Genomic DNA, 26,809 nt, shown 5'->3' on the forward strand with positions numbered 1-26,809 from the left:
ATCCTGGCAGCAGGCAAAGAAGAATTCCTCCAGAAGACAGAATCTTCTTTCCGGAAACGTATCAGGGATATCCCCGCCATGATTGTTTCCGTACTTCCACGCTCTGCACGTTTTTTCCTCTTTTCATGGCTGCTTTGCTCCCCTGACGGTCTTTCCGGCGCCACCCCTGCATGCGGATGAAATCAACGTCATCCTTATCGGCGGCCAGTCAAACGCCACAGGGCAAGGATATGTCAACAACATTCCTCCCTGCTTCAAGACGGATAAACGGATTCTTCTGTACTATTCCGGCTCCCTCAAAGGGACAGGACCGGCAGAACAGCTTGTTCCCTTGAGCCCGGCATCCGAATCCCCCGACCGTTTTGGCGTGGAACTAAGCCTGGGAACAGCGTTGCAGAAAAAATTCCCGCAAAAAAATGGGCCATCATCAAACACGCCCGGAGCGGAAGCAACCTTTTCCGGCAATGGAACCCAGGAAAAACTTCTCAGGATAAGCAGGGGGAAGAATACGTCAAACTGATCCGTACCGTCCGCAACGGAATGGAAGCTCTGAAAAAAACAGAGACATGCTCCTGTCCTGAAAGCCATGGTGTGGCAACAGGGGGAAGGAGACGCAAGGGACATTGCCGGCATCAAAAACGCTCTGTCTTACGGCGCCAACCTGAACAACCTGATTAAACGCATCAGAGCGGATCTGGAAGCCCCCGGTCTGGCCTTTATCTACGGCAGCGTTCTTCCCGTGCCCGCTCCGGCCCGTTTTCCGGGCAGGGAAGAAGTGCGGCAGGGGCAAAAGGATGTGGCGGAAGAATCCCGTACCTCCCTCTCCGTCAACAATGCGGTTTATGTCCCCGCAGACGATCTCCAGCTGCGCAGCGTGGACTTCCGCACCCCCTATCCCACGGATACCGTCCATCTGGGTACGCATGGAATTCTGGCCCTGGGAACGCTTTGCCTCCGCATTGGAAAAGCTCTGGAGACAAAAAAAACTGATACCCCGGCTCTTTTTTCTTCCCCACTTTCTCCAGCCCCGCCAGCCCCATCCGGAAAACCAATAATGTTTGACATCCCTCCGGGCTGCGGATAGGTTTGACTATCATTTCATTTCCTGCCTCCAACGCCGTTGAAAGGGGGCGCAACACAACTCTCTCATCCATTATTGCCCATGAACCCATTGAAAGGAGCATGCATCATCGGCCAGTCCGGTGGCCCCACCGCCGTCATCAACGCCAGCGCACTGGGAGCCATTCAGTCCGCCCTGCAAAGCGAACAGGTCACGCGCGTGCTGGGAGCCGCCAACGGGATTGAGGGAGTGCTCAAAGAACGCCTGTTCGATATGGCTCGGGAAGACCCCGGAGAATTGGAATTGCTCAAATATACTCCGGCCTCGGCCCTGGGTTCCTGCCGCTACAAGATGGCCGCCCCATCCGTGGATGATACGGATTACCGCCGTCTGCTGGAAATATTCCGAAAATACGACGTACGCTACTTTTTCTACAACGGGGGCAACGATTCCATGGATACCTGCAACAAGATATCCAAATTCATGCAGCAGTCCGGTTACGAATGCCGCGTCATCGGAATCCCCAAGACCATTGACAATGACCTTCACGGCACGGACCACTGCCCCGGTTTCGGCTCTGCCGCCAAATTTATCGCGACCTCCTGCATGGAAGTTCACCAGGATCTCCGCGTGTACGACAAGGGACGCGTCACCATCGTGGAAATCATGGGCCGCCACGCCGGTTGGCTGGCCGGCTCCGCAGCTCTGGCCACGTATGCGGGAGCTGGGCCGGACTTGGTTTACCTGCCGGAAGTTCCCTTCCGCATGGAGGAATTCTGGCAGGATGTGGACCGGATTTACAGACAGAACGGCAGCTGCATGGTCGCCGTCTCGGAAGGCGTGCAATATGCGGACGGCCGCTTTGTCGCGGAATCCGGAGACAGGGACGTCTTCGGCCATACGCAGTTGGGCGGCCTGGGAGCCATGCTTGCGGAATCCGTCAAGCGGCAAACCGGAGCCAAAGTCAGAAGCATTGAACTTTCACTCCTCCAGCGCTGCGCTTCCCATGTCGCCTCCAAGACGGATATTGATGAAGCGTATATGGCGGGAACAGCTGCCGTGGAAGCCGCCGTTTCCGGCCAGACGGATAAAATGGTAGCTTTTGAACGGGTTACGGAGAATGGCATTTATTCCTGCAAGACTAAATTGATAGGTCTGGGAGAAGTGGCCAATGTGGAAAAACTTGTCCCCCGCGAATGGATCAACGCCCGCAGCAATGGCGTGGAACAGCCGTTCATTGACTATGTTCTGCCTCTGATCCAGGGAGAGACGGCCATGCGGAAGGAATGTTCCCTGCCCCGCTTCGCGAAACTCAGGAAAGTGCTGGCGAAACCGGAACAGCAGTAGCTGTTTCTTCGGGAAAGTGTTTTGCCTCATCACCCCGGCCGGAGTTGCCCGCTCCACGCTTTTTCAGGTAAACATCCGGTCGGCGCCCTTCCCCTTTCCCGATCTCCTGAAAGGTATGAGAAAGGAAAGCCGGTATAGCAGTTTCGTTCATCAACAGGAAAAACCAGCCTCTTCTCTGACAGATTCTTCCGTCTTTCCCTCTTATCCATAACGTGCGTTTTATCTTTTCAGAATCCTCCGCTTATAGAAAACAGCATCTTTTTTACTGAATGGAAATGGAGCCGATTTCCCTCATATCTTCTTATGAAACAATGTTTTTCAAATATATCAAAAACAAATGGGAAGGAACAGGTAAACGAAAAATCTTGCAGGCAAGGATAGAAAAAGGCTAGAATAATAAAGGAGTTCAACATTCGGCTTCTATCATTTCGCGGCGCAAAACTGCTTGTTTCCGGATATCTTTCAGGAAACCGGCATGGAATCGCTTCCCGCTTGCCTATCCAAGTTTTTCCCGCATGCCATGCTCGATTATCTGTTTCAACATTTTTATTCAACGCTGGCTATCCTTGCTTTCTGCATTGCCATCCTGATTCTGAGAGCCCTCGGCAAACGCGGCAGTTTCTGGATTCCCGTCTCCACGGCCCCTTTAGGCTGCATCACCTTCCTGGCCGTCTTTCTCCTGCTGACGGCTTTCATTATTGGGACATTCGGCTTGTTCACCACAATTCCCTTAGCGGAAAGTCTGGCTTTTGCCCTGGCATGGCTGGCAGCCATGGCGGCAGCTCTGATTGTCATTTCACGCCTGACCGGCTATTACCTTCGGCAGGAGCCATCCGCAGGCAGGCATTATCCGGAGGAATATGGAAAAATGCTCTCAGCCCAGCTCCGGAACAAAGGCATCCTGCTGTTCGCAATCATCGGCATCATCAGCTGCGCCATTGACATCATTACACTCCCCTTCCCGATTCCGGAACTCCCTCCGGGATCGCCCCTGTCTGCCGCCACCATGATTCCCCTGCCGCCGGAAGCGCCTTTTGACGTACGCCTCTCCTCCCGCGTCACGACCAGATTTTCCGGAGAATGCGACTTTGACGTGACCGTCCGGAAAAAAGGAGGCGGCAAATATGTTTTCCCTGCCATTCTGATCAATCCCGGGGGAAGAAGCGCCGTTACCATTTACAGGCTGTGGCCGGAAAACAAGCGTCATCAGGGCAGCCTGATCTTCACCAACGGAATACAAAGCTGCCTGCTTAATATGGATACCATGCAAATGAAGTCCCTGAGCGGCCCCGCTTCCAATTACCCTCCTCCTGCCGGTGAAGACCTGTCCGGAGAAAATATGAATCTTCGCCTGGAAACGGTAGGACGGTACCGGGGGCTTTCCTTCGTACGCGGAGCGGACCACTCGGCTACAACACGTTCTTATATTCTGAAAATTCTGGAAAACATGCTGGCGCGGACGGAGCGCCTCCAGGAAGCCATTGACACGAACTCTCCCGAATCCTCAGCCGAGTAACAAGCGGGCTTACTGTCAACCTAGCCGGGGCGTCTCCTCCCCGGCGGCGAATGGCGCGGATCACCGTGCCTCCGCCCCCTTCCAGAGCCAATCCGGTTCCGCGTGACAAAAACTGCTGCAACAAACGCGCCCGACGCCGGAACTCCCCGCTCTTCTCTCTGCATACGATGCGCATTCCTTCATCCAGCTTCACGGGCTTTGCCGCCTCCCTGGCCTCCACCTTCACGGACACGGGCCGGGGCATGCTCTGATTCTGAGCATTCTCGGACATGCCGCATACGCCGGAAAACAGAACAGAAAACACATGGAAAACATGCCGGAAGATCATGTTCCCTATACACTGTTTTTCTCAGGCATCTTTCTTTTTCCTCCCTAATTCTCTTCCGCCTCTCAAAGCCGGGGCAACATCCTCTCCATGACGTGCCGTTTTGCCCGAAACGCCTGAAATGCCTTCATGCTCCCCTTGCCTTCCTTTTACCGGCGGCGTATGATGGGCATCATGAAAAAAGACGATGCGCCGGGCCTGTTCGCCGCCTTTGCAGACCGCCCTCTGGCGGATCGCCTGAGGCCGACCGCACTGGAAGAAATCATGGGCCAGGACCACCTGCTGGGGGAAGGAGGCCCTCTCCGGCTCATGGCGGACTCCGGCAAAATGACCAGCTTTATTCTGTGGGGGCCTCCCGGCTGCGGAAAAACCACGCTGGCGCGCATTCTGGCGACGCGCACGTCCATGCATTTCACAGCTCTCTCCGCCGTCTTCTCCGGCATGGCGGATTTGAGAAAAGCCTTTGACGAAGCGGCCAGGCGCAGGGAATACGGTCAGGGAACCCTCCTGTTCGTGGATGAAATCCATCGGTTCAACCGCGCCCAGCAGGACGGCTTTCTGCCATATGTGGAAAACGGAACCGTTACGCTGGTGGGGGCCACTACGGAAAACCCTTCCTTTGAACTGAACAGCGCCCTTCTCTCGCGCTGCAAGGTCTTCGTCATGCACTCCCTGGACGCCCCGGCTCTGGAAAGCATCATTGAACGGGCGGAAGCCCTTCTTCAGCGCAAACTTCCGCTCGCGCCGGAGGCGCGCGCCACCCTGACAGAACTGGCAGACGGAGACGGACGCTACCTCATTAACCTGATGGAAAGCGTCTTTGACCTCCGCAAGCCCGATGAAATGCTGGACACGGACGCGCTGCTGAAAATTGTCCAGCAACGCGCCCCGGTTTACGACAAGGACCGGGAAGGCCATTACAACCTCATCAGCGCCCTGCATAAATCCCTGCGGGGATCGGATACGGACGCGGCCCTGTACTGGGCCGCGCGCATGCTCGAGGGCGGCGAGGACCCTCTCTACCTCCTGCGCCGCCTGACCCGTTTCGCCATGGAGGATATCAGCCTGGCGGACCCTGCCGCACTTCAAATGGCCATTGCCGCGTGGGACACCTATGAACGCCTGGGCTCCCCGGAAGGAGAGCTGGCGATTGCGGAACTGATCATCTACCTGGGCTGCGCCCCCAAATCCAACAGCGCCTACACCGCGTGGAGCGCAGCCCGGAAAGCGGCGCGGGAATACGGCTCCCTGATGCCCCCGGCACACATCCTCAACGCGCCCACCAGACTCATGAAGGAACTGGGCTATGGAAAAAATTACGCCTACGATCATGACGCGCCGGACGCATTCTCCGGGCAAAACTACTTTCCGGACAACATGCCCCGCCGCCAGTTCTACAGGCCGCCGGAACGGGGTTTTGAACGGGAAATCAACAAACGCCTGGCCTATTGGGACAAACTGCGCCGCCAGCGGGCGGAAGAGGACGCCGGAAACTCCGGTACGCGCAGGAACTGGAAAAAGCCTCCCGTTCCGGAAAAGCAGGAGCCTTCATGACGCATCCGCCGGCCATACGGCCACTTCCGCAATGCCCTGCCCCGGAGACAGGCGGATGCGTACGTACCTGGCGCCGGTCCCTTCCGGACACATTGCGGTCAGCTCCGTCCCATCCCTGCGCAAAACGGCTTTAATGTCCTTCCAGCTATTTCCGTCCCTGCTGACCTGAACCGCGGGAGCCGGCCCCTTCCAGCTTCCGGCGGCCTTCACCTCCACCCGGTCCAGGCGGAATTCAAACTCCATGTCCAGCTGCCACCACGGCGCTTTGTCTTCCTCGGACGGATGCCATGCGGAAACATCGTCGCCGTCGGAAGCCTTCATCGCCTCCTGAAGCCCGGAGGAAGCGGAACAGGGCCTCAATACGGCCAAATTGGCCTTCTCTCCGGGTTCGGACCGTCCGTACCGCGCCAGCTGGACCCCCCTCTCCTTGGCAGTAAAACGCTTGTAGGTTCTTTCCTGCGTTTCCGCGCTCCTGCCCGCTGCGTAAGCCGGAGCATTCCGGCAAACGATTTGGAGGTTATCCCCCTTCAATCCGGGAGAAGACGCCCTGATCACCGTCTTCCCGGCATAATAAGACCGGAACTCAATCGCCGCACAGCCGTCAATCAAATCAATATCCGTTCCGGGCGTGAACGTGATGCTCTTGCCGGTGGGGAACTCCCCGGGCCCCGATTCCACCGTAAGCGTCACCGGAACGGCATTGGCTATCCGCTTTCCGTCGGCGTCCGCCACTTTCACGGTCACATGCACGTCATCCGTGCCGTCCGCCGGGCTGATGACCTTCTTGTCCGCGGACAGCTTCACCTGTGCCGGAGTCCCCTCCACGGGCCACTCCGGAGGAGGAATATTCCTCAACTCATTCCTGTACCAGTACCAGGCCCGCTTGGGAATGCGGAAGTAATCCACAATGCCCATGCGCCCGCCGGAAGGCCAGATGCTGCCGTGGTCAAAGCCGCACCAGACCGCCTCTCCCACGCGCCAGGGATAGCGAATCCCCGCCTCTTTATCCTTCTTCATATCCCCCCACCCCGGCGCATACATCCCCGGCCTCCGACAGCTCACGGAACCGTACTCCGTCACCATGCTGGGCCTGCCGGGCGTCTTCACATGGGAGCCGTCCCCGTTGAAGGCGGCCATGTCCCCCAGCTTGTCAAAATTTCCGCGCTGCCCTCCCCCGGCGCACACGGGGCGCGTCGGGTCCAGCTCCTTCACCAAGGCAATAAGCCTGTTGCACAAAGCCCTGGCCTCCGGCGCATGCCTGGTAAAAAACGGTTCATTGCTGATGCTCCAGATGACAATGGAAGGATGGTTGCGAAATTGCAGCACCATCTCCCTCACCTGGCGCATGCAGCTTTCCTCAAACGCAATACGGTCCTTCTTTTCCGTTGGATAGGCATCGCAATTCCAGTACCTGTCATGCTCCTTGAACCCGCCCATTCCCCAAAAAACGCCTTCATTCAGCATGCACATTCCCTCCCGGTCGCAAGCATCCAGAAACGCCTGGGAATGAGGGTAATGGGAGCCGCGTATGAAATTAAACCCGGCGTTCTTCATCAGCCGCACATCACGGCGGGCCCCGGCGTCCGTCACGGCATCCCCCCATCCGGCGTGGTCCTGGTGCACATTGGCTCCCTGCAGATAAACAGGTTTCCCGTTCATCAGCATGCCACGGTCCGCCGTCAGCTCCAGAGTACGGAAACCCAGGGGATTTTCCGCCCGGTCCAGCACCTGCCCCTTCTCGTCCAGCAACTCCGTCGCCACGCGGTACATATTGGGGGCTGCGGGGCTCCACAACCCGGGAGAGGCCAGCGGAGGCAGGTCAGCCTGTACGCGAGACTCTTCTCCGGCGCCCAGCTCCACGTCCTTCTCTCCCCGCAGCACCACGCGGTCGTTTTGCTCCTCCCGCACAGTATGCCGCACCGTCACTTTCCTCACGATCCCGGTATCATTTTTCACTTCCGTCAGAATCCGGACCTTCCCGCGGGCCGCCGTCACCTCCGGCGTCTGAACCCATACTCCGTGCGCAGGCAAATACACGGAAGAACACACGTGCAGATATACGTTCCGGTACAGGCCTCCGGAAAAAGTATGCTCCCCCGCCCGCGGCGCCATGCGGGGGCTCCAGCGGTTATCCACCCGTACCTCCACCCAGTTCTCGCCGAGTTTCAGGAAAGGCGTCAAATCCGACCGGAAGGCCGTATATCCCCCTTCATGCCTTCCCGCAGTCTTCCCGTTCACCTTCACCTCCGCCACCTGGAAAGCTGCGCCGCAATCCAGAAACACCTTCTTCCCCTGCCATTCCTCCGGCATGACCAGCTTCTTGCGGTAGGTGCCTCGTCCCGTGTAAAAGGAATCGGACATAAAGTAGGGCAGACTGAACGTATGGGGCAGATGAACCGTCTGCCAGGTGCTCTTTCCGGGCTCGTCCTCAAGCCGGAACTCCCAGCCGCGGTTCCAGATCATCCTCTCGCAGGGGAATGCAACTTTTTCCGCAGAGGAAACGCCTGTTTCCGCTCCGGCCATGGAAAAACACAGGGCAGCGCCCAGCATGCAGGCCATCATCTTGCGCATACGTGTGTTACCATTCCGTCCTGCTTTTTCTTTCAGTTAAAAACATTTCCGCCCATGAAAAGCCCTCAACAACAAGCCGCGCACCCCGGAAAGGGCGCACGGCTGGAAAACTTCTCCATCCGGGGAGCAGCGCAAAACGTCTGCCTACCCGTTACTGGGTGATGATATTCAGTTCCGCAACGGTGGCGCTTTGCTCGCCGCCCTTCACCGGGGACCGGGCATCCAGCTTGAAGTAGCGGGCCTCCACAGGCCTGCCGAAGTCGATGCGCTGAACCGCGGGGTCCTTCCTGATATAATGGTACGTGAACTGGCCTTTCTTCACTTCCTTCCAGTTCCGCCCGTCATCGGAAACGGAAAACGCATACTGGCTGATGAGGCCCTTATCCCTGTCCATTCTGGGCGTATAGATAAACCCGGTAAACTTCATTCTGGTTCCCATATCCACGGCAATGGAGTGGGGGAACCCCGGCAGACCGTTCGTATAGGATGTATGCCAACAGGTATCCGGATTCCCGTCAATGGCAAAGTGGGCGAAACCGGTATCCGGCTCTTCCGAGGAAGCGCTTAAAATTTTCCATTCGCCCTGCCCCTTGACGAGGGGGAATTTTCTCTCTCCGGGAGACGTGGAAGGAACCTTGCCGGACTTCATGGAAACAGCCCAGGCCCTCACTTCCCCTTCGGGAAGCTTGAAGGGATTCCGGTACGTTTTTTCCGGACCCTTGTTGACGGAATACGTTATCTCCGCCTCAGGCGTGGAGGAAACCAGGCTGACCATGCCGTTTCCATCCCGTTCAATGACGGGGGAATGGGGAACAGCCAGTCCCGTGCGCGCCAGATTCAGCAGGGCGGACGAGGGCGCCAGCACAAACCCCAGAGCTGTGGCCTTGCTCAATGTCTGGTACCTGGCCAGCGGGCGCGGCCCGCAGGAAGAGCCGCCCAGCCCCATCTGGAAAGCATCCAGATTCACAATCACTTTATTTTTCTCCGGCAGCCTGTCCAGGCTCCTGGCGTCGTTAAGCTCCTTCGGCGTATAACGCAGAACGGAAACCTCCAGCGGAGCCCCGGGAGAGGCTGAACCTACCCACAGAGCCCGGGCCTCCCGGGGGTTGGACAAGGCTATCCAGTCCGTCTCCATGCGGTTGCCCATATCCTGGGGCCGGGAATAAGCAAAAAACATATCGTCCACGGAAGTGCGGAAAACGTCCTTCCAGCAGCTCGTACGGCGGTCCCGGTAATTATCCCACGGTCCCAGCCCCAGGTACTCTACCCGGTCATACGCGGCAGGCATCCCGAAAGTGACGCCCAGCCGGAGGAGTTCTTCTCCCCTGGCAGAGGGATACATCCGGACGGAAGCATTGATAATGCCGTTGCCGAAAACCGTCCACGCGACTTCCCCGGAAAAGGCAAGCTCGGAACCTTTCGTCCGGAACTGCGCCGTGATACGGGCCACGCCGGGGGAAATGACGGCAGCGTTAACGTTGGAATATTCCGCTTTCATATTCTGCATCTTCATTTTCCCTTCAACCTTGTTCCTGATCCAGGCGTCGTTATCCACCGGAGAGCGGTACGCCTGGAGCTCCACCGGATAGCCGGGCAACATCAAATCCCGGCCGCCATACCGGAGGGAGGAAAGCATCCCGTTTTTGAAGGATGCGGAAAAATCCTTCCCCTGCACGACCACGGGATCCCCCTGACGCACGGAAACGGCAGGCAAACCCGCCGGGGGAGGCGCGGGAACCGCCTTCTCCGCGGACGCCGGAAACCACTCATAAGCTTCGCACTCATTCACCACATGTTCCAGCTGACTGACGGAAAGTTCCTTTATGTCTTCCGGGAGCTTGAAGCGGACATCCGCCAGAACCATCAGGGAACCGGTCCGCATGGCGGCTGAAGGCAGATTCACCGTTGCGGATTTGCCGGGGGGGACCTCCGGCAGAACCATGCGCTCCACGGCATGGCCGCCGCCGGGAGCTAGGGATACCAGATAAAGCGTATAACCTTTCAAAGGCTTATGGAAATATTTGTTGCGAACGGACAGGGACCCGTCCTTGCGCTCAAAAGCCATGTACTGGTATACTTTCTTCACCTCCTTCGTCTTGGCCGTGGTGTTCCGGTTGCCAAGAATAATGCCGTTGTCGCAGAAATTGGCCTGGTTGGGCCTGTCTCCGAACATGCCGCCGTAAGCCTGTGTTACTCCCTTGAAAGGGGCGGGCTTGTAAATGCCGTTTCCGGCAGGATTGGCGCGGAGGGACTGGTCCACGAAATCCCAGATGGCCCCGCCCACCATGCGCGGGGAAGACTCGAAGGCATCCATGTACTCCTTGAAATTCCCCAGGGCATTCCCCATGGAGTGGGCATATTCGCACACGAAAAAGGGGCGGGAAGTTTTCTGCTTCCCCCAGTTTTCCACCCGGTCCACGGGCGGATACATGGCGGAATCCATATCCACGGCCTTGTGGCCGTGCGGAAATTCGCAGTAATGGAGGGGCCGCGTAGTGTCATAAGCCCTGACAGCCGCCGCTGCCGCCTCAAAATTGGGGCCGTTTCCGGACTCATTGCCCAGGGACCAGAAAACAATGGAAGGGTGGTTCTTGGAACGATGCACCATGCTCATATTGCGCTCCACATGGGCTTTCTTCCAGGAAGGCTTCCGGGAAATATCCATGCTGCTATTGCGGATGCCGTGGGCTTCGCAGTTGGCTTCGTCCATCACGTACAGGCCGTAGCGGTCGCACAACTCATAAAAATAAGGATGATTGGGATAGTGGGAACAACGGACGGTATTGATATTATGCGCCTTGATAATCTGCACGTCCTTTTCCATCACTTCCCGCGGAATGGCGCGCCCGTAATCGGGATGGGCTTCATGGCGGTTGACACCCTTGAACTTGACGGCTCTGCCGTTAATCAGCACGGCGCCGTTATCCGCAATCTCCACGGAACGGAACCCGATATTGACGGAACGGGTATCCTTTCCATTCAGAGAATAAGTCACCCTGTACAGGTTGGGCGTTTCCGCCGTCCATGGCTTCACACCGGGAAATTTCCTGTTCAGGGAAATCTGCACCTCGCCTCCGGAGGGAATGGAGGGAACCTCCAGCGTTCCGGAATCCAGCCTTCCCCTGTTATCCGTCTGCACGCGGCCGGAACCGTTCCTGCCCTCCCAGTTCAATTTGGTGGAAATCCCGTCGATGGAATAATTCAGCTTCATGCCGGCGGGAATATCCTTTTTACCGGAATTGCGGATGGTGAACGTTCCGTCCAGTACCCCGGTTGTGTAATCCTCCCTGTCCAGTCCGGCCTTCAGGAACAGGTCACGCACGTGCGTCTGCGGCTGGGCAAACAGGGTCACGTCCCGGAAAATGCCGGAAAGGCGCAGGAAATCCTGGTCCTCCAGGTAAGAACCGTCGCTCCAGCGGTATACTTCCACGGCAATCGTATTCCTGCCGGGCCTGACATGGGGAGTAAGGTCAAACTCCGCCCCTGTATAGGAATCTTCGGAATAGCCGACTTGACGGCCATTTACCCACACATAAAAGGCGGACTCCACCCCGTCAAACCGGATCATCACCTGCTCTCCCTTCCAGGAAACGGGCAAATTGAAATCCCGGCGGTAGGAACCCACGGAATTACGCTCCCTGTACGCCGGCCAGTTCTTGGGCGGTTCCCCCATTACCTTGGGAGGATTCGGCTTGAATGGATAGGGAACATTCGTGTAAATGGCCGTTCCATAACCGTAAAGCTGCCAGTTGGAAGGAACCTTGACCGTATCCCATCCGGAAACGGAATAGGAGGGATTGAAGAAATCGGCAGGCCTCTCGTCCGGAGTCATGGAAAATTTGAACTTCCAATCCCCGTTCAAGCTCAACGTTTTATCCGATGCCGGAAAAACGGAGGCTCGGGGAGCCTCCTTATTGATTCCCGTCACCTCTTCATTTTCCCAATCCGGAACATCCCCCAGCAGGGGAAGAGCCGGAGCCAGACACATCACGGAAAACAGAAACGCGCGTACCGTCTTCATCTCGGAATGAATATGGAATTGCTTACTTATACTTTTTCAGGGACGGATCCTGATAACGCTCTGAATCCTTCTTCCCGTCACCTCCGGCAGGGTTCAACGTCCACTTGCAGGAATCCGTGTACGTTTTCCCTCCTATGGAAGCCGTGGCCGTAATAGTGTTGACGCCGGGCTTGAGAGTCACTTCCGGCCAGACGGCGCGCTTCAAATCATCCGGTTTGACACTCCCAACGGGCTTCCCGTTGACGCTCAGCTTCACCACGGAACCATTGCTGTAAACCTTCACGGGCACCGTTTTTTCCGTACGTTCCGCAAACCTGCGGGATGTGATGTATACGGTAGGACGGGGGCTCCAGTTGGCCCTGTAGAAAAAATAGGCGTCCTTGGGCGTCTTGCGGTCATAGGTCACCAGCCCCTTGTCGTTAATGCCGGGGCTTTCCCCCTCAAAACGGGAAGAGGAACCGAAGTCAAACATGTTCCAGACAAAGGCCCCCCACACCTCCGGCCTTTCCCTGATGCACCTGTAATTGACCTCATGCGCATGGGACTGCCATTCCTCCGGATGCCAGAATCCGGTGGGAGACGGTCTTTGGGCCGGATTCTCATGCATGTCCACGCTGGCGCCGTGACCATACTCACTGACGGCAATGCCCATCTTGCCGCCATAGTCGCGGATGTAGCCGTTCAGGTTGCCCTTCATGGTTTCGGGCCCTCCTCCGTACCAGCCGGGATACGTATTGAATGCGATGTGGTCAGGAATATTGTTCAGTTTTCTGCGGCCCGCCTGATTGCTGGCCCCCACGGTCATGCGGGAGGGATCAGTCTCCTTCACGAACTTGTTCAATTCCGTCAACTCAGCTTCCATGTCCACTCCTCTCGTGGCAGCCTCGGGCTGGTGTCCGATTTCATTGAAAATTCCCCACATGCAAATGGAGGGATGATTCCAATGCTGGAAAATCATCTCCCGGGCCTGGAGGCGGTTATTCTCCCGGAACTCCGGCGTATCCCACACCAGGTTGACATTGGGGACCTCGGACCAGACAATCAGCCCCGCCTTGTCGCACAGGTCGTAAATATTGGTGGATGCGGGATAGTGGCCCGTTCTAACCCCATCCGCCCCCATATCCGCAATCAGCCTGATATCCCGCGCCTCATCTTCCGGGGAAAGGGCCCACCCCTTCCCCTTCATATCCTGATGGCGGCTGACCCCCTTGATCTGCATGGTCTTTCCGTTCAGGACAAAACCTTCCTTGGGATTGACGGAAACCGTCCTCAGTCCCAGCGGCTGCACCAGCTCATCCGTCTGGCCATCTGCCGTCCTGATGGAAGTTTTCACCTGGTACAGGTAAGGATTCTTCACTCCGTTCCAGAGTATGGGATTGGCGATTGCCAGCGTTACGGGAACCTCCAGTCTATTCTTTTCCCCGGCGGCGGCCTTTACCGTCTTCCCGGCTACCTTCCTGCCCTTCATGTCCAGGATTTCCACGGCAACATCCACATCCCCGGCCTTTCCGTCCGAATTGAGAAGGGTCTTCACTTCCACCTCGGCCTTGGATTTGCTTAAAGACTTTGTCGTGATGAAAACGCCGGGAGAAGCATAAAAAAGAGGATCAATGCAGACACCGTCCGTCTCAATCAGTTCAATGGGCCGGTACAGCCCGCCGAACATGGAAAAATCCCCGCGCTGGGGGGCGATATGATTACGCTGCGTGTTGTCCACCAGAACGGAAATCGTATTGGAGCCTTTTTTCAAAAGGGGCGTTATTTCATAACAGAAAGCCGTAAACGCCCCCTCATGGCTGCCGGCAGGTTTCCCATTGACGGAAACCTCGGAAACAATGCTGGCTCCCCCGCCGCGGATGAAATACCTCTTGCCCGGCCTGGGCTCCACCGGAAGCGTGCGCGAATAAACGGCCGGCCCGCGGCGGTAGGCGTCACTGTTGACGGATTTGGCGTCTTCCCGCTTCCCCTGAGCACCATTGGCGGCATCCTCTGCGTTCCATGTATGGGGCACCGTCACTTTTTCAGCAGGCTTCCCGTTAAAACTGAAATCCCAGGAACCGTTCAGGGGATAAACCTCACGGGCGTCCGCCGCGAAAAAAGACCCCAATACGCAGCAAAGGCCGACACATGATACGTTGAAAGAATGAATTCTGATGTTCATGGTACAGAAAAGCAGTACCTACCATATACGTTCAGCCATATAAAATACTTTCATCCGGCCGTTCCTTTACCCCTCTTCCGACAGAAATATACTCATGCCGGACAAGTCACGTCCATCTTGACATTCAGCACAGGGAGCCGCGCTTTCTAACATTTTCGGTTCCTGCACCATCAGAAACTTTGATTTTGCGGCCGGTTCAAAGAAAACATAAGTAACAACATATCCTTGACGGTTACGCGTTTTCTAGTGGAAAGCATAAGTTTTCCCCATTATAAGGATAGCCTTTTTCATTAAAACCGTGTTTGGACAAACACGAGAAATGAACATGAAAAAAGCACCGAATACAAACAAATTGAAATATGTCGGAGCCGCACTTCTGGAGGGGGAATCAGTCACCCTGATCCAGGCTGCAAGGCTGGTATTGGAAATCAAGGAAGCCCTTGGAGATGAAATCTGTACCATTACCCGGTGCCGGGAAGTCGTCTCCCTGGGATTGAACGCCATTAAAAACAAACATCAAACCGTCAGTTTCGGCACGGCGGCCGTGGAATGCCTACGTTCCAAAAGCCACCGCCGTCCCCGGACGCTGACGGACATCAGGAGCATCATCCACAAGCTTAAAAAGAGCAATCCGGAACTGGAACACACCTCCCTGCGCAACCTGAGCGTGGAGGAATGCCAGAACATCCTGATGAATACCTTTACCACATCCCGGCAGAGGCACAAAGCGAGGCTCATCTTGAGCGGAATTTTCTCGTTCTCCGTCAAACGCGGATGGTGTGACGAGAATCCCATCCTCCGCGTAGACACGCCTTTTCTGCAGGAGCAGGAAATCCCCGCTCTGACGCTGAAGGAAATAACTCAGCTTCTCAAGGCAGCCATGGAAGAATTTGACGGAAGCTGCGCAGCCGGAGCGGCGCTGATGATCTTTGCAGGAATCCGCCCGCAGGAAGTGGAACGCCTGCTCTGGGAAAACATCGCTCTCCGCGACGGCTGTATCATTCTGAACTCCAAGCATACCAAAACCGGAGGCGCCAGGCACGTCACCATCCTGCCCGTGCTCGCCAAATGGCTCAAATTCTGCCGTGACAGGACCAAACCCGGACCCGGAACTCCCATCTGCCCGAAAGGGTGGACAATCAAGTGGCGCAAAATCCGGAAAAAAGCCGGCTGGGGAGGAAGAAAAAAATCATGGGTGCCGGACTGCCTGCGGCACACCTACGCCAGCTACCACGCCAAGCACTTCAAGGACTACAACCTGTTGCAAATGGAAATGGGGCACCGCTCCTCCTCCCTGCTCCGCACACGGTACTTGAACATGAAAGGCATCTCTCCGCAAACGGCCACGCGCTTCTGGGCCCTGACGCCAGCCAAGGTCATTGAAGAAACGAAACCGCCGGAAGAACCGCTGGTCTCCTGATCCGCAACAAAGGAAAACGCGCCGGCACGGGACAGACGCTCCCTGTTGAAGCAAAAGACAAGACCGTTTCCTACAGTTCGTAATAAGTGTATCCATTCAATCCGGAACGGAACACTTCCAAGGCTCTCCGGCGTTCGGACGGAGATATTTTCCCCTCGGCTACGGCTTGCTCCGCAAACGTGCGGAACTTGTTGATCAACTCCTTGGGATCATACTCCACGTAGGAAAGGACATCGGACACCGTATCGCCCTCCACTTCATGGGTATAAACGGGGCGGCCGCCTTCCAGATGCACGCCAACCACATTCGTATCTCCCAGCAGGTTATGCAAATCCCCCAAGGTCTCCTGATAGGCTCCTACCAGGAATACGCCTATGTAATAATCGTCCTCGCCGGGTTTGATGGCATGCAGGGGGAGGGCGGTTGCCACGTCCTCACGGTCAATGAAATGGTCTATCTTTCCGTCGCAATCGCACGTGATGTCTGCCAGCACGGCCTTATTCGTGGGCCGTTCATTCAAACGGTGCAGAGGCATCACGGGGAAAAGCTGGCGGATGGCCCAGGAATCCGGAAGAGACTGGAACAGTGAAAAATTGCCGTAATAAAAGTCCACCATGGAGCAGGAAAGCTCCCTGAGATCCTCCGGAATGGTCTCCATCTCCGCCAGCATGCGGGAAATGCGGCTCAGGATATGCCAATAATAAGCCTCTCCCAGCCCGCGCTGCCGTAGGGTGGCGTTCCCGTAAAAAAACTGGGCTCTCAACTGGTCCCGGTAATAGCAGGCGTCATTATAGCACTCCTGCATATTCTTCCTGGCCAGCGTCCGGTCCGTATCCGCAAAAGCCTTCAACAGCTCCGGAGCGTCATCCGGAAGCTCGGGCGGAGGTTCCTCGCCCGGCGCGCTCGTCACATCCAGCACGTTGAACACCAGCACGGAATAATAGGCCACTACGGCCCGTCCGGACTCCGTCACCAGCGTGGGATGGGGAACCCCGTACTTGGAACACATGTCTCCCACAACCTCCACCACGTCACGGGCAAACTCCGCAATGGAATAATTGCAGGAAGAATGGAAATTCGTCTTGGAACCGTCATAATCCACGGCCAGGCCGCCGCCCATGTCCAGCGTGCCCAGAGGGGCGCCCTCCTTCACCAGGTCCACGTAAATGCGGACCGCCTCCGTCAGCCCCTCGCGCACCACGGAAATATTTGGAATCTGGGACCCCTGATGATAATGGAGCAGCTTCAGGCAATCCAGCGCATCCACCTGCTTCAGCTTATCCACCACATCCACCACCTGGGCTGCGTTCAACCCGAAAACGGACTTATCCCCCGCGGATTCCTGCCATAAACCGGACCCCTTGGCCGCCAGCTTGACGCGCACGCCCAGATTAGGGCGGATATCCATCCTTCTGGCGCGCTCCATAATAACGTCCAGCTCGGAAGGCATTTCCAGCACAATAAAAATATTCAGCCCCATCTTCTGGGCCGTCAACGCCAGGTCAATAAACTCGTCATCCTTGTACCCGTTGCAAATCAGATAGGCATTCGGATTGTGCATATGGGCCATGGCGGCTATCAGCTCCGGCTTGGAACCGGCCTCCAGACCGTAATCATACTTGGTGCCGAACTCCGCAATCTCCTCCACCACCTGGCGCTGCTGGTTCACCTTGATGGGGTAAACGCCCTGGTACTTACCCTGGTACCCCGCCTCCTTGATTGCTTTCCGGAAACTGTCGTTCAGCTCCGCAATACGGCTGCGCAGCAAATCCCGGAACCGGAACAGAACGGGAACGGTAGTCCCGCGCTCCTTCAGCCCCTCCAGCAGATCGCACAGGCTGACATCCTTCTTTCCTCCATCCTCGTCATTCAGGCGTACGGTAACCTCTCCCTTTTTGCTGATGCGGAAATAACCGTTCCCCCAATCGTCAATGCCGTACAAATCTGCGGAATCATGGTGACTCCACCCGTGGACTTTCTGCTTGATGCCTTCTTTAGCTGTTGCCATGTCAATCTGTCTGGTCAAATATTCTAGCCCAGGCGGGCCTCAAAATCTTCATAGGAAAAACGGCGCACCGTCTCCACGGAACCGTCTTTTCTCTGAACGGCGATGTCCGGATGGCGCACGCCATTGAAAAACGTAGTCTTCACCATCGTATAATGCGCCATATCGTCAAACACAAGTTCGTCACCTACCGCCAGGGGCTCCGCGAAGGAATAATCTCCGAGCCGGTCTCCCGCCAGGCACGTGGGGGCGCCCAGCCGGTACGTATAAGCTTTTTCCCCGGCCTTCCCCGCCAGCGCATAGCTCTCCCCTTCCAACCGTACGGCGGGCTGCTGCGCGGAACGGAGGGAAGCGTCTCCTGCAATCTGGAACACATCCGGCCGATAAGGCATTTCCAGCGTATCCGGCATGTGGGCGGATGCGGAAACATCCAGAATGGCATGATTCACCCCCTCCGCGGAAAAAAGGTCCAACACCCGGCACCGCAGCACCCCGGTATGAATGGCAGCGGCCTCTCCCGGTTCCAGCCATACTTCCACGCCGTAGCGTTCGCGGATGCGGCGGATAAGTGCCGCCAGCAGCTTCCGGTCATAGTCGGGTTTGGTAATCCAATGACCTCCTCCCATATTCAGCCAAGAAATCTCCGGGCGGCTCAGAAGATGGCCGAAGTGGCGTTCCACCGCATCCATCGTTACCGCCAGGTCATCCGCTCCCTGTTCGCATAAAGTATGAAAATGAAGACCGGAAATGCCGGACAGGTCCGCCCCCTGCATCATGTCCGGCGTCACGCCCAGGCGGGAACCGGGGGCACAGGGGTCATATATGGGCGTATGCCCGGTGGAACATTGGGGATTGACGCGCAAGCCGCATTTCAATTCACCGGAAACAAAGCGGGGATGCCGCATCACTTCCTCCCGGAAACGGCTCCACTGCGTCAGGCTGTTAAAATCAAGATGGCTGGAAATCTCCGCCAGCTCCGCTATTTCCTCCGGGGCATGGCCGGGAGAATAAGTCAGCACATGCTTCCCGAACCTGCGCCGGGCCAGCCGCGCCTCCCACAGGCCGGAAGCGCAGCAGCCGTCCAGCCAGGGGGACAGGGCCTCAAAACAGGGCCAGCAGGAAAACCCCTTCAGCGCCAGAGCGATGCGGCACCCTGCGGCATCCGCCACATCCCTCAGGATAAGAGCGTTGCGTTCCAGGGCCGGCAGGCTGATGATAAAGGCGGACATAAAGCAACGACAACCTAAGCGATTCAGAACGATTTGCGAGAAAAATTTTAGTAATTTACCATCATACCTGCGAGACGGGCATGAGAACGCCTTCCCCACTCCCGCCAGCCCCCCGCATCAAACGGAAACGTCAAAAAACGGCACAAAACGGTACCTCCTGCATTCTTTTCCTTGAAATGGGATGTATTTTCCTCTTTTATAACGTAACCATTGCGATTGCCATGACTAACATTCATCCCTTCACTACTGCAGCAGCCTGCATCCTGACCGCCGGAGCAGCGCTCTTCACCAGCTCTTGCCAACCTGCCTCTCCCGAGAGCTATGCCCGTCAATTTGCTACTGCCCAGCACGTATCCGTGCACGGCTACAATGGCCGTGAAACGCTGACCTCCCGGGTTTACGCTGACTGGGGCAGCATGCCGGCCAATGCGCGCCGCGCCATGGAGGAATACATCAAGGGCGCTGAATGGAAAACGATGGACTACATCCGCCCGCAGTACTTCATCCAGGTAGACCGCTCTTTCTGGGCGATCTGCATTGACAATGACGGCAACATGACAGGCATCATTCCCTTCCGCAATGGCAAGGACGCCCGCAAGATGTCCGTCAACAACCACTTCAAGATGCTGGTCAACACGACGGACCGGGCTCCCGCCCTGGGCTATGCCATCCTGAAAAACCTGGCTTATGCTGACGGACTCCGCGTCAGCACCCGCAAGGCTGACGGTCTGGAAACTCCCGTTCCCGCCCCTCCGGCCATGAAAGTCGTTGTTCCGCCCAAGGGAGCTGCTCCGTCCGCAGCGCCCGCTGCCAAATCCGCAGCAACGTCCGTTTCTGAACCAGGCGCTACGGAAGAAACTCCTGCCGACGATACTGCCGGAACGGAAGAGGAACCCTCTGCGGACAGCGCTGCTGAAAGCGAAGATACCACGACAACGGATGATGCCGCTGTCACCGATGATTTTTAAACCCTCCCTTTCAGGGAACTTCGTTATTTAACCTCTGTCACGCCCCGACGCCATATCCGTCGGGGCGTTTTTATCCCTCCCGAACCAGTTCCCTTGCTCATTCCTCCCCTTACTCCGAAACAAGCTGCGGCCTTCATTCACGAAGAACGATGACCCTGCATCCGGAAAAGAAAACACACACCATTCCTATACCGGACAGAAAAAACTACTGGAAAAGGAAGTGAGGGCACCCCAGCCTCGACCCGGTCCGCCCGGCGGGACGTGAATCCTGCCGGGGGTTATGAAAAAACTTTGGAAAAACGTTATTGCGGATCATCAAAAACCATTCCCCTTCACCTGGTCGGGCCACGGAACGGAACTCCCGGCAGGAGCGCCCAGCTCATTGTCCTTCTTATAGGTTGGCATCTGCGCCTTCCTCTCCCGGAGCAACCTGCCCATGACAACAGCCATTTCCCTGGTTTTCCGCGGCTCCCTGGAAGCCAGGTTTTCCTTCTCGCCGATATCTTTCCTTAAATGGTACAGCTCAAAGCTCTGGGTCAGGTGGCGGTAAATCAATTTCCAATCCCCCTGGCGCAATGCGGTGGAAGAAGTATACTGAGGCGCCTGCCGACTGCCTTCCCCCCAATTATTCGGCTGGTGGAACAAAAGGGGGCGGTCTTCAGGAAACCGGCCGCCTTTGAGCAAAGGAACCAGGCTTAAGCCGTCAAGCTTCTGCGGAACTTCTACGTTCCGGCATCCGGCGATATCCAGAAGAGTTGGGAAAAAATCGTCAATAACCACCGGGACGGCACACCTTGAACCGCCCTTCGTCACGCCCGGCCAGGAAACAATCATAGGCTCCCGGATACCGCCTTCCATGCACGACCCCTTGCCGAAGGAAAGAGGGTAATTGGCCTCTTCATTGCCCAGTCTGCCGGAGATGGCCAGGCCTCCGTTATCCGACATAAACACCAGTACGGTATTTTTTTCCAGATGATGTTCCCTGAGATACTTCATGATATCCCCCAGGCTTTTGTCCATCCCCTCGATCAGCCCGGAATAATGCTTCTCCGTCCGGGACCACTTGTGGCCGTCCTCCGGGTTTTTGTAGGCATCCGCAAACCTCTTGTCGTAAGCGCGCTCATCCAGCGGAGAATGCAAAGCGTAATGGGCCATGTACAGATAAAAGGGCTTGCCAGCCTCCCTGGGATTGGTCCTGATGGCTTCCAGGCGTTTAATGGCCTCCCGCGTCAGGGCCTCCGTCAAAAATACATCGTCCTGGTAATAATTATTCTCATCCAGTCCGCGCACATGGTTAAACCCCTTTCCGTAATGCCTGGAACCGCGGTAATCCGCCGGATGGCCGATCTCCGTACCTGCGATATTATAATCAAATCCCATATTCAACGGATTGGAACCCGGAGTTCCCTGCGTGCCGAAATGGGCCTTCCCGCAATGGACGGTAACATAACCGCACTTCTTCAGCATCTCTGGCAGTGTAGCCGCCGTGGCAAAAGGACGCGTCATGTGATAGCGCATATCCTCCCCGGAAATGGGGCGTTTTGTCGTTCCCCTGGCGGGAGTGCCTATAGGCTGAAGGCCGTTCAACGCCCAGTCCGGAGGCAGGAGGCTCCTGCTGTTGGCGTCCGTCGTCCCGTTCTGTTCCCGTACCCAGCAGGTCACGCGGTGCCGCGCCGGATTCATGCCGGACATCAGGCTCACCCGGGAAGGAGTGCAAAGGGGATGAGCATATGCATCCGTAAACGTCATGCCCTGGGAAGCCAGCTTCTCCATATTCGGCGTCCGGTAGCGCCTGTTCAAAAAGGTTTTCTTCGGGTTGCCCTGGCTGTCGGACCAGAACGGGTGGGAAGTATCCTGCCATCCCATGTCATCTACCAGGAAAACGATGATATTGGGCTTCTTTCCGGAAACAGGGTTGGAACCATTGCCCAGAGCGGATGCCCCGGCAAACAGGAACAATGCTCCGCAGACGGCAGACATAATACAGGAAGTAAACTTCATGGTCGCAATCAACAAAAACCTTTCAGTTAAGAAATACGCGCAAACGTCTTCTTACCTTTCCCCTTTTTTCCGAAAAACGGCATCATGCCCCCGGAGCATTGGAAGCGCCTGCATTCCGCCTGGTTTAGGCTTGATTGACCCGCGGGCGGAGTATACATTCCCTCCCGTCATGTCCGAGCGCAAGAAACCATATCCCTTTGACGTTTTTGAACCTAAATGGCAACAGATCTGGGACGAGAGGAAAACCTTTAAAGTAAACAACCCCGGAGAAGAGGGCTTTGATGCGTCCAAACCCAAATACTACGTGCTGGACATGTTCCCCTACCCCAGCGGGGCGGGCCTGCATGTGGGCCATCCGGAAGGGTACACCGCCACGGACATTGTAGCGCGTTTCAAACGCATGAACGGCTTCAACGTGCTCCATCCCATGGGGTGGGACTCCTTCGGCCTTCCGGCGGAACAATACGCCATTAAAACCGGACAGCACCCCTCCGTCACTACCTTCCGGAATATAGACAACTTCCGCCGCCAGCTCAAAATGCTGGGGTTCTCTTACGACTGGGACCGGGAAATAGCAACAACGGACCATGAATACGTCCGTTGGACCCAGTGGATATTCCTCCAGCTTTACAACTCCTACTACAACAAGGAACTGAAAAAGGCGCGCCCCGTTTCCGAACTGGAGGAACAGGGATTGAGCCGGGAAGAAATCGACCAGCGCCGGCTGGCCTACGTAGCGGAAGCTGCCGTCAACTGGTCCCCGGACCTGGGAACCGTCCTTGCCAATGAGGAAGTGGAGGAATGGAAATCCAAGGGACACCGCGTGGAACGCCGCCCCCTGCGCCAGTGGATGCTGCGCATCACGGACTACGCGGAACGCCTCATTGACGAGCTGGAGCCCCTGGACTGGCCGGAATCCATTAAACTGCTTCAGCGCAACTGGATAGGCAAATCGGAAGGTGCGGAAGTGGACTTCACCCTGGACGGAGAAACGATTACTGTTTACACCACCAGGCCGGACACCCTCTTCGGAGCCACCTACATGGTTCTTTCCCCGGAGCACCCTCTGGTAGATACCGTCACCACGCCGGAACAGAAACATGCTGTGGAACAATACCGCGCCCAGTGCGCCTCCAAAAGCGACCTGGAACGCACGGACCTCTCCAAGGAAAAAACAGGGGTCTTCACCGGAGCCTATGCCGTCAATCCGGTCAATGGAAAACAAATTCCCGTCTGGATCGCGGACTATGTGCTGATGGGCTACGGAACCGGAGCCATCATGGCCGTCCCCGCCCATGACGAACGCGACTTCGCCTTTGCCCAGGTCTTCGGCCTGCCCATTCTCCAGGTAGTTCAGCCGCCCAGTGAAGACATGGACTGGCGCGGCTTCTGCGGTTATGAAGGTTCCAGCGTGAACTCCGGCTTCCTGACCGGGCTGCCTACTCCGGAAGCCAAGGAAAAAATGATCCTCTGGCTGGAAGAAAACGGCAAGGGACGCCGCAAAGTAAACTACAAGCTGCGCGACTGGCTCTTCTCCCGCCAGCGTTACTGGGGGGAACCATTCCCCATCGTATGGGAAAACGGTCACCACCGCGCCCTGCCGGAAAGCGAACTCCCCGTACTCCAGCCGGATCTGGACGACTTCGCCCCCACGGGAGACCCCCGCGGCCCGCTGGTCAAGGCTGCGGAATGGATAGCCTACACGCCCACAGCCCACCGTGAAACAAACACCATGCCCCAATGGGCCGGCTCCTGCTGGTACTACCTGCGTTACCTGGATCCGGCCAACACGGAACGCTTCGTCAGCCGGGAAGCGGAACAATACTGGATGGGCTCCGCCGGCTCCCCCGGAGGCGTGGACCTGTACGTGGGCGGCACGGAACACGCCGTGCTCCACCTTCTCTATGCCCGCTTCTGGCACAAGGTACTCTTTGACCTAGGCTACCTCAGCACCAATGAACCCTTCCAGAAACTCGTCAACCAAGGGCTCATCCTGGGGGAAGACGGCCAGAAAATGTCCAAATCCCGCGGCAACGTCGTCAATCCGGATGACATCGTCCGCGAATATGGCGCGGACTCCCTGCGGTTATATGAAATGTTCATGGGCCCTCTCAAGGACGTGAAACCCTGGGCAACCAAAGGTGTGGAAGGCATTTCCCGCTTCCTGGCCCGCGTCTGGCGCGTGGCCTTCCGGGAAAATCAGGAAGGAGAATGGGAAATCAACTCCAAACTGGTGGAGAACGCTCCGGAAGCCGGGGTGCTTGCCGTACGCAAGGAATTGCACAAAACCATTAAAAAAGTGACGGAGGACATCAATGGCATGTCCTTCAACACCGCCATCGCGAAAATGATGGAATGCACCAATGCCATGACCTCCGCGGATGTGGTGGACGTTCAGGACTATGATGCTTTCCTGACCCTGCTGAATCCCTTTGCCCCCCACCTTACGGAAGAAATACACAGCCGCCTGCAAACAGCCTTCCCGGCTCTGGCCCAGACGCAGCTTTGCCAGAAAAGCTGGCCTGAATGGGAGGAAGCCCTGCTGGAGGAAAATACCGTTCCCATGGTCATCCAGGTGAACGGCAAACTGAGGGACAAACTGGAAGTGCCCAAGGACATCTCCCGGGAAGAACTGGAAAAACAGGCCCTGGCCTCCGCCAAGGTGAAAACCTTCCTGGACGGCGTCACTGTGCGCAAGGTAATTGTCGTGCCCGGCCGCCTGGTCAACATTGTAGCCAACTGACATCCCGAAAAGCCTCCCTCAGCCATGACCATAATCTCCCCGTCCCTGCTGGCCGCTGATTTCTCCCGCATTGGGGAGGAAGCGCGGCGGGCCTTTGACTCCGGCGCCGACTGGCTGCATCTGGACATCATGGACGGCCACTTTGTGGACAACATCTCCTTTGGCCCGGAAATCTGCGCCGCCGTCAGAAAAGCGGTGGGGCCGGACCGCTTTCTGGATGCCCACCTGATGATAGAACGGCCGGACCACTACTTTGACCGCTTCGTCAGGGCTGGCGTGAACCTCATCTGCTTTCACGTGGAACTGGGAGACTCCTACTACATTCGCAACACACTCGGGCGAATCCGGGAAGCCGGAGTAAAAAACGGCCTGGCTCTCAACCCGGCCACACCCTTTGAAACCGTAGAACCTTACCTGGCGGAAATAGACCTGCTGCTGGTCATGTCCGTAGTGCCTGGCTTCGGCGGCCAGTCCTTCATGCCTTCCGTATTGGACAAGGTGGAAAAAGCCGCCGAATGGCGCACGGAAAACCGCGCCTCCTTCCTCATTCAAATGGACGGAGGAATTGGCCAAAACAATGCCGCTCAGTGTGCTCTGGCCGGAGCGGATGTGCTGGTGGCAGGCTCCTCTACCTTCAAGGCTCCGGATATGGCCCGCGCCATTGCGGAAATGAAATGACCCGCCTGGCACTTCGGAAAATCAAAAAATCCGAAAATCCGCCCTGAAACGCCGGAATCCATCCCCGGCATTCCGTCAGGAAAGAGCCCTACTCAAAACATTGCGGGACAGGCACGCCAGCCCGGAGGCTATGTCGCTGCCGTGCCCATCATGTCTCCCTGCCGGGCAAACAGCTCCAAGCCTTCTTCCGTCTTTTCCAACAAATCGGAAGCCAAACTGACTCTTCCCGGTTCAAAAAAGCACATTACCGTGGAGCCTCCAAAGGCAAAATACCCCTTCTCCGCCCCTCTTGCGGAGAAAACACCCGGAACATACGTCTCTTCAATCAACCCAACTCCGGTAGCTCCCACCTCCAGCATGGCGACCTCTCCCCACAACTCTGACCGGATCAGGGTCAAATTCCTTTTATTAGTCCATAACCACGCCAGACGGCCGCGCAGGCAATACGGAGACACGCTTGCCAGCGGGCCTCCCAGCTTCGTCCAGGGACCGGGCACCCCGGACACCGGAAAATGAAAACGGTGGTAATCCGTAGGGCACAGGCGCGACAAGACGACGGCGCCGGCCGCATACCGCTCAGCCAGGGTGTCGCTCCCCAGAAGGGAAGGCAGGTCAAAACGCTGCCCTTTCACGAAAACGTTCTTAATTCGGTCGGCGCGTTCCCAGCCCATGTGCCGGGCATCCGCGGGAAAAACGGCCGTATCCTCCCCGCCGGCCAAAGGGCGAGCTCCCGGTTTCAGGCGGCGGTAGAAAAAATCGTTGAAATGCCTGAACTCCCCCACTCCCTTGAGAGAATCTTCCATATTAATGCCGTACTCCTCCACAAAGGAGGGAATGGAGCGGGCGCTGGAAGGGCGATTCTTCAACCAACCCAGCAAACGGGAAAAAACGCCGCGTTTAATCAGGACATGCAGTGCCGCCTTCCCCGAAGCAGTGCCGTAAATCCATTGCATATACTTCTCCCCCGGTACCTGCTCCCGTTCCTCCCTGCCCGTATAGCGGTTGTAATAGCGTATGCCCTCCATGAAACCCTAGAGTGTCTTCCGCCCCTCCGTTTGTCCAGCCGAAAGAATATCCCTGCCTCCCGTTTCCAGCATGCAGCATGGGAGCTTCGCTCCTCCTCACCGTTTCCCATCCCTCTGTCCAAGGCACCCTGTCCCGCCCAGGATTCAAATACTGCGAAGCATGAGGCATCCTGTCTTTCTGCCGG

Annotated in this window: 16 protein-coding genes; 9 read left to right on the forward strand and 7 right to left on the reverse strand. The window is 56.8% G+C overall.

Going from position 1 to position 26,809, the window contains the following annotated elements; all coding sequences use genetic code 11:
- Positions 1–586: 586 nt before the first annotated feature.
- From BHW66_RS11010 to BHW66_RS11030, 5 genes are all read left to right on the forward strand, one after another.
- Positions 587–1,084, forward strand: a complete 498-nt coding sequence (locus tag BHW66_RS11010) for a sialate O-acetylesterase (RefSeq protein ID WP_205596314.1) — start codon at positions 587–589, stop codon at positions 1,082–1,084.
- A 78-nt stretch (positions 1,085–1,162) separates the two neighbouring features.
- A complete protein-coding gene (locus tag BHW66_RS11015; protein WP_102758619.1) occupies positions 1,163–2,407 on the forward strand; it encodes a 6-phosphofructokinase in 1,245 nt (414 codons plus the stop codon).
- A gap of 520 nt (positions 2,408–2,927) precedes the next feature.
- Entirely contained in the window at positions 2,928–3,923 is a 996-nt protein-coding gene (locus tag BHW66_RS11020; protein WP_146023918.1) for a hypothetical protein, read from the forward strand.
- A gap of 50 nt (positions 3,924–3,973) precedes the next feature.
- Positions 3,974–4,174, forward strand: coding sequence for a hypothetical protein (locus BHW66_RS11025; protein WP_286689035.1), 201 nt, complete (start codon positions 3,974–3,976; stop codon positions 4,172–4,174).
- Positions 4,175–4,422: 248 nt separating this feature from the next.
- A complete protein-coding gene (locus tag BHW66_RS11030) occupies positions 4,423–5,802 on the forward strand; it encodes a replication-associated recombination protein A (protein ID WP_253822269.1) in 1,380 nt (459 codons plus the stop codon).
- Here the strand turns inward: BHW66_RS11030 and BHW66_RS11035 are convergent.
- The 3 genes from BHW66_RS11035 to BHW66_RS11045 all read right to left on the reverse strand — a co-directional run bounded on the left by BHW66_RS11035 (position 5,797) and on the right by BHW66_RS11045 (position 14,555).
- Entirely contained in the window at positions 5,797–8,373 is a 2,577-nt protein-coding gene (locus BHW66_RS11035) for a glycoside hydrolase family 2 TIM barrel-domain containing protein (RefSeq protein WP_249851451.1), read from the reverse strand. The genes BHW66_RS11030 and BHW66_RS11035 overlap by 6 nt on opposite strands.
- A 151-nt stretch (positions 8,374–8,524) precedes the next feature.
- Positions 8,525–12,394, reverse strand: coding sequence for a glycoside hydrolase family 2 TIM barrel-domain containing protein (locus BHW66_RS11040; RefSeq protein ID WP_249851450.1), 3,870 nt, complete (start codon positions 12,392–12,394; stop codon positions 8,525–8,527).
- Between the two features lie 22 nt (positions 12,395–12,416).
- The gene (locus BHW66_RS11045; protein ID WP_102732122.1) at positions 12,417–14,555 is read right to left on the reverse strand and encodes a glycoside hydrolase family 2 TIM barrel-domain containing protein; all 2,139 of its coding nucleotides are present in this window, start codon (positions 14,553–14,555) and stop codon (positions 12,417–12,419) included.
- Positions 14,556–14,880: 325 nt separating this feature from the next.
- Here BHW66_RS11045 and BHW66_RS11050 point away from each other — a divergent pair, with 325 nt between their 5' ends.
- Positions 14,881–15,975: a site-specific integrase gene (locus BHW66_RS11050; RefSeq protein WP_164907728.1), complete on the forward strand. Its 1,095-nt coding sequence runs from the start codon at positions 14,881–14,883 to the stop codon at positions 15,973–15,975.
- 70 nt (positions 15,976–16,045) lie between these two features.
- On the opposite strand, the gene speA is transcribed toward BHW66_RS11050, so the two are convergent.
- On the reverse strand, positions 16,046–17,983 hold the full coding sequence (gene speA / locus BHW66_RS11055; protein ID WP_046435856.1) for a biosynthetic arginine decarboxylase: 1,938 nt from the start codon (positions 17,981–17,983) through the stop codon (positions 16,046–16,048).
- Between the two features lie 23 nt (positions 17,984–18,006).
- Positions 18,007–19,209, reverse strand: a complete 1,203-nt coding sequence (nspC, locus tag BHW66_RS11060) for a carboxynorspermidine decarboxylase (RefSeq protein WP_022198810.1) — start codon at positions 19,207–19,209, stop codon at positions 18,007–18,009.
- Positions 19,210–19,430: 221 nt separating this feature from the next.
- Between nspC and BHW66_RS11065 the strand changes: the two genes are divergently transcribed.
- Positions 19,431–20,177 carry a hypothetical protein gene (locus tag BHW66_RS11065; RefSeq protein WP_128153903.1) on the forward strand — a complete coding sequence of 249 codons (747 nt, stop codon included), beginning with the start codon at positions 19,431–19,433 and terminating at the stop codon, positions 20,175–20,177.
- 315 nt (positions 20,178–20,492) lie between these two features.
- Here BHW66_RS11065 and BHW66_RS11070 read toward each other — a convergent pair whose 3' ends face one another.
- The gene (locus tag BHW66_RS11070) at positions 20,493–22,178 is read right to left on the reverse strand and encodes a sulfatase (protein WP_232051405.1); all 1,686 of its coding nucleotides are present in this window, start codon (positions 22,176–22,178) and stop codon (positions 20,493–20,495) included.
- A gap of 169 nt (positions 22,179–22,347) precedes the next feature.
- Between BHW66_RS11070 and leuS the strand changes: the two genes are divergently transcribed.
- Together leuS and rpe are read left to right on the forward strand one after the other, a co-directional pair.
- On the forward strand, positions 22,348–24,921 hold the full coding sequence (gene leuS, locus BHW66_RS11075; RefSeq protein ID WP_046435859.1) for a leucine--tRNA ligase: 2,574 nt from the start codon (positions 22,348–22,350) through the stop codon (positions 24,919–24,921).
- Positions 24,922–24,945: 24 nt separating this feature from the next.
- Positions 24,946–25,599 carry a ribulose-phosphate 3-epimerase gene (rpe, locus tag BHW66_RS11080; protein WP_031931165.1) on the forward strand — a complete coding sequence of 218 codons (654 nt, stop codon included), beginning with the start codon at positions 24,946–24,948 and terminating at the stop codon, positions 25,597–25,599.
- Positions 25,600–25,727: 128 nt separating this feature from the next.
- On the opposite strand, the gene BHW66_RS11085 is transcribed toward rpe, so the two are convergent.
- Positions 25,728–26,624: a phosphatidylserine decarboxylase gene (locus tag BHW66_RS11085; RefSeq protein WP_022198805.1), complete on the reverse strand. Its 897-nt coding sequence runs from the start codon at positions 26,622–26,624 to the stop codon at positions 25,728–25,730.
- Positions 26,625–26,809 lie beyond the last annotated feature (185 nt).

The sequence above is a fragment of the Akkermansia sp. 54_46 genome, from assembly GCF_001917295.1.
In the GTDB taxonomy this organism is placed as follows: domain Bacteria; phylum Verrucomicrobiota; class Verrucomicrobiia; order Verrucomicrobiales; family Akkermansiaceae; genus Akkermansia; species Akkermansia muciniphila.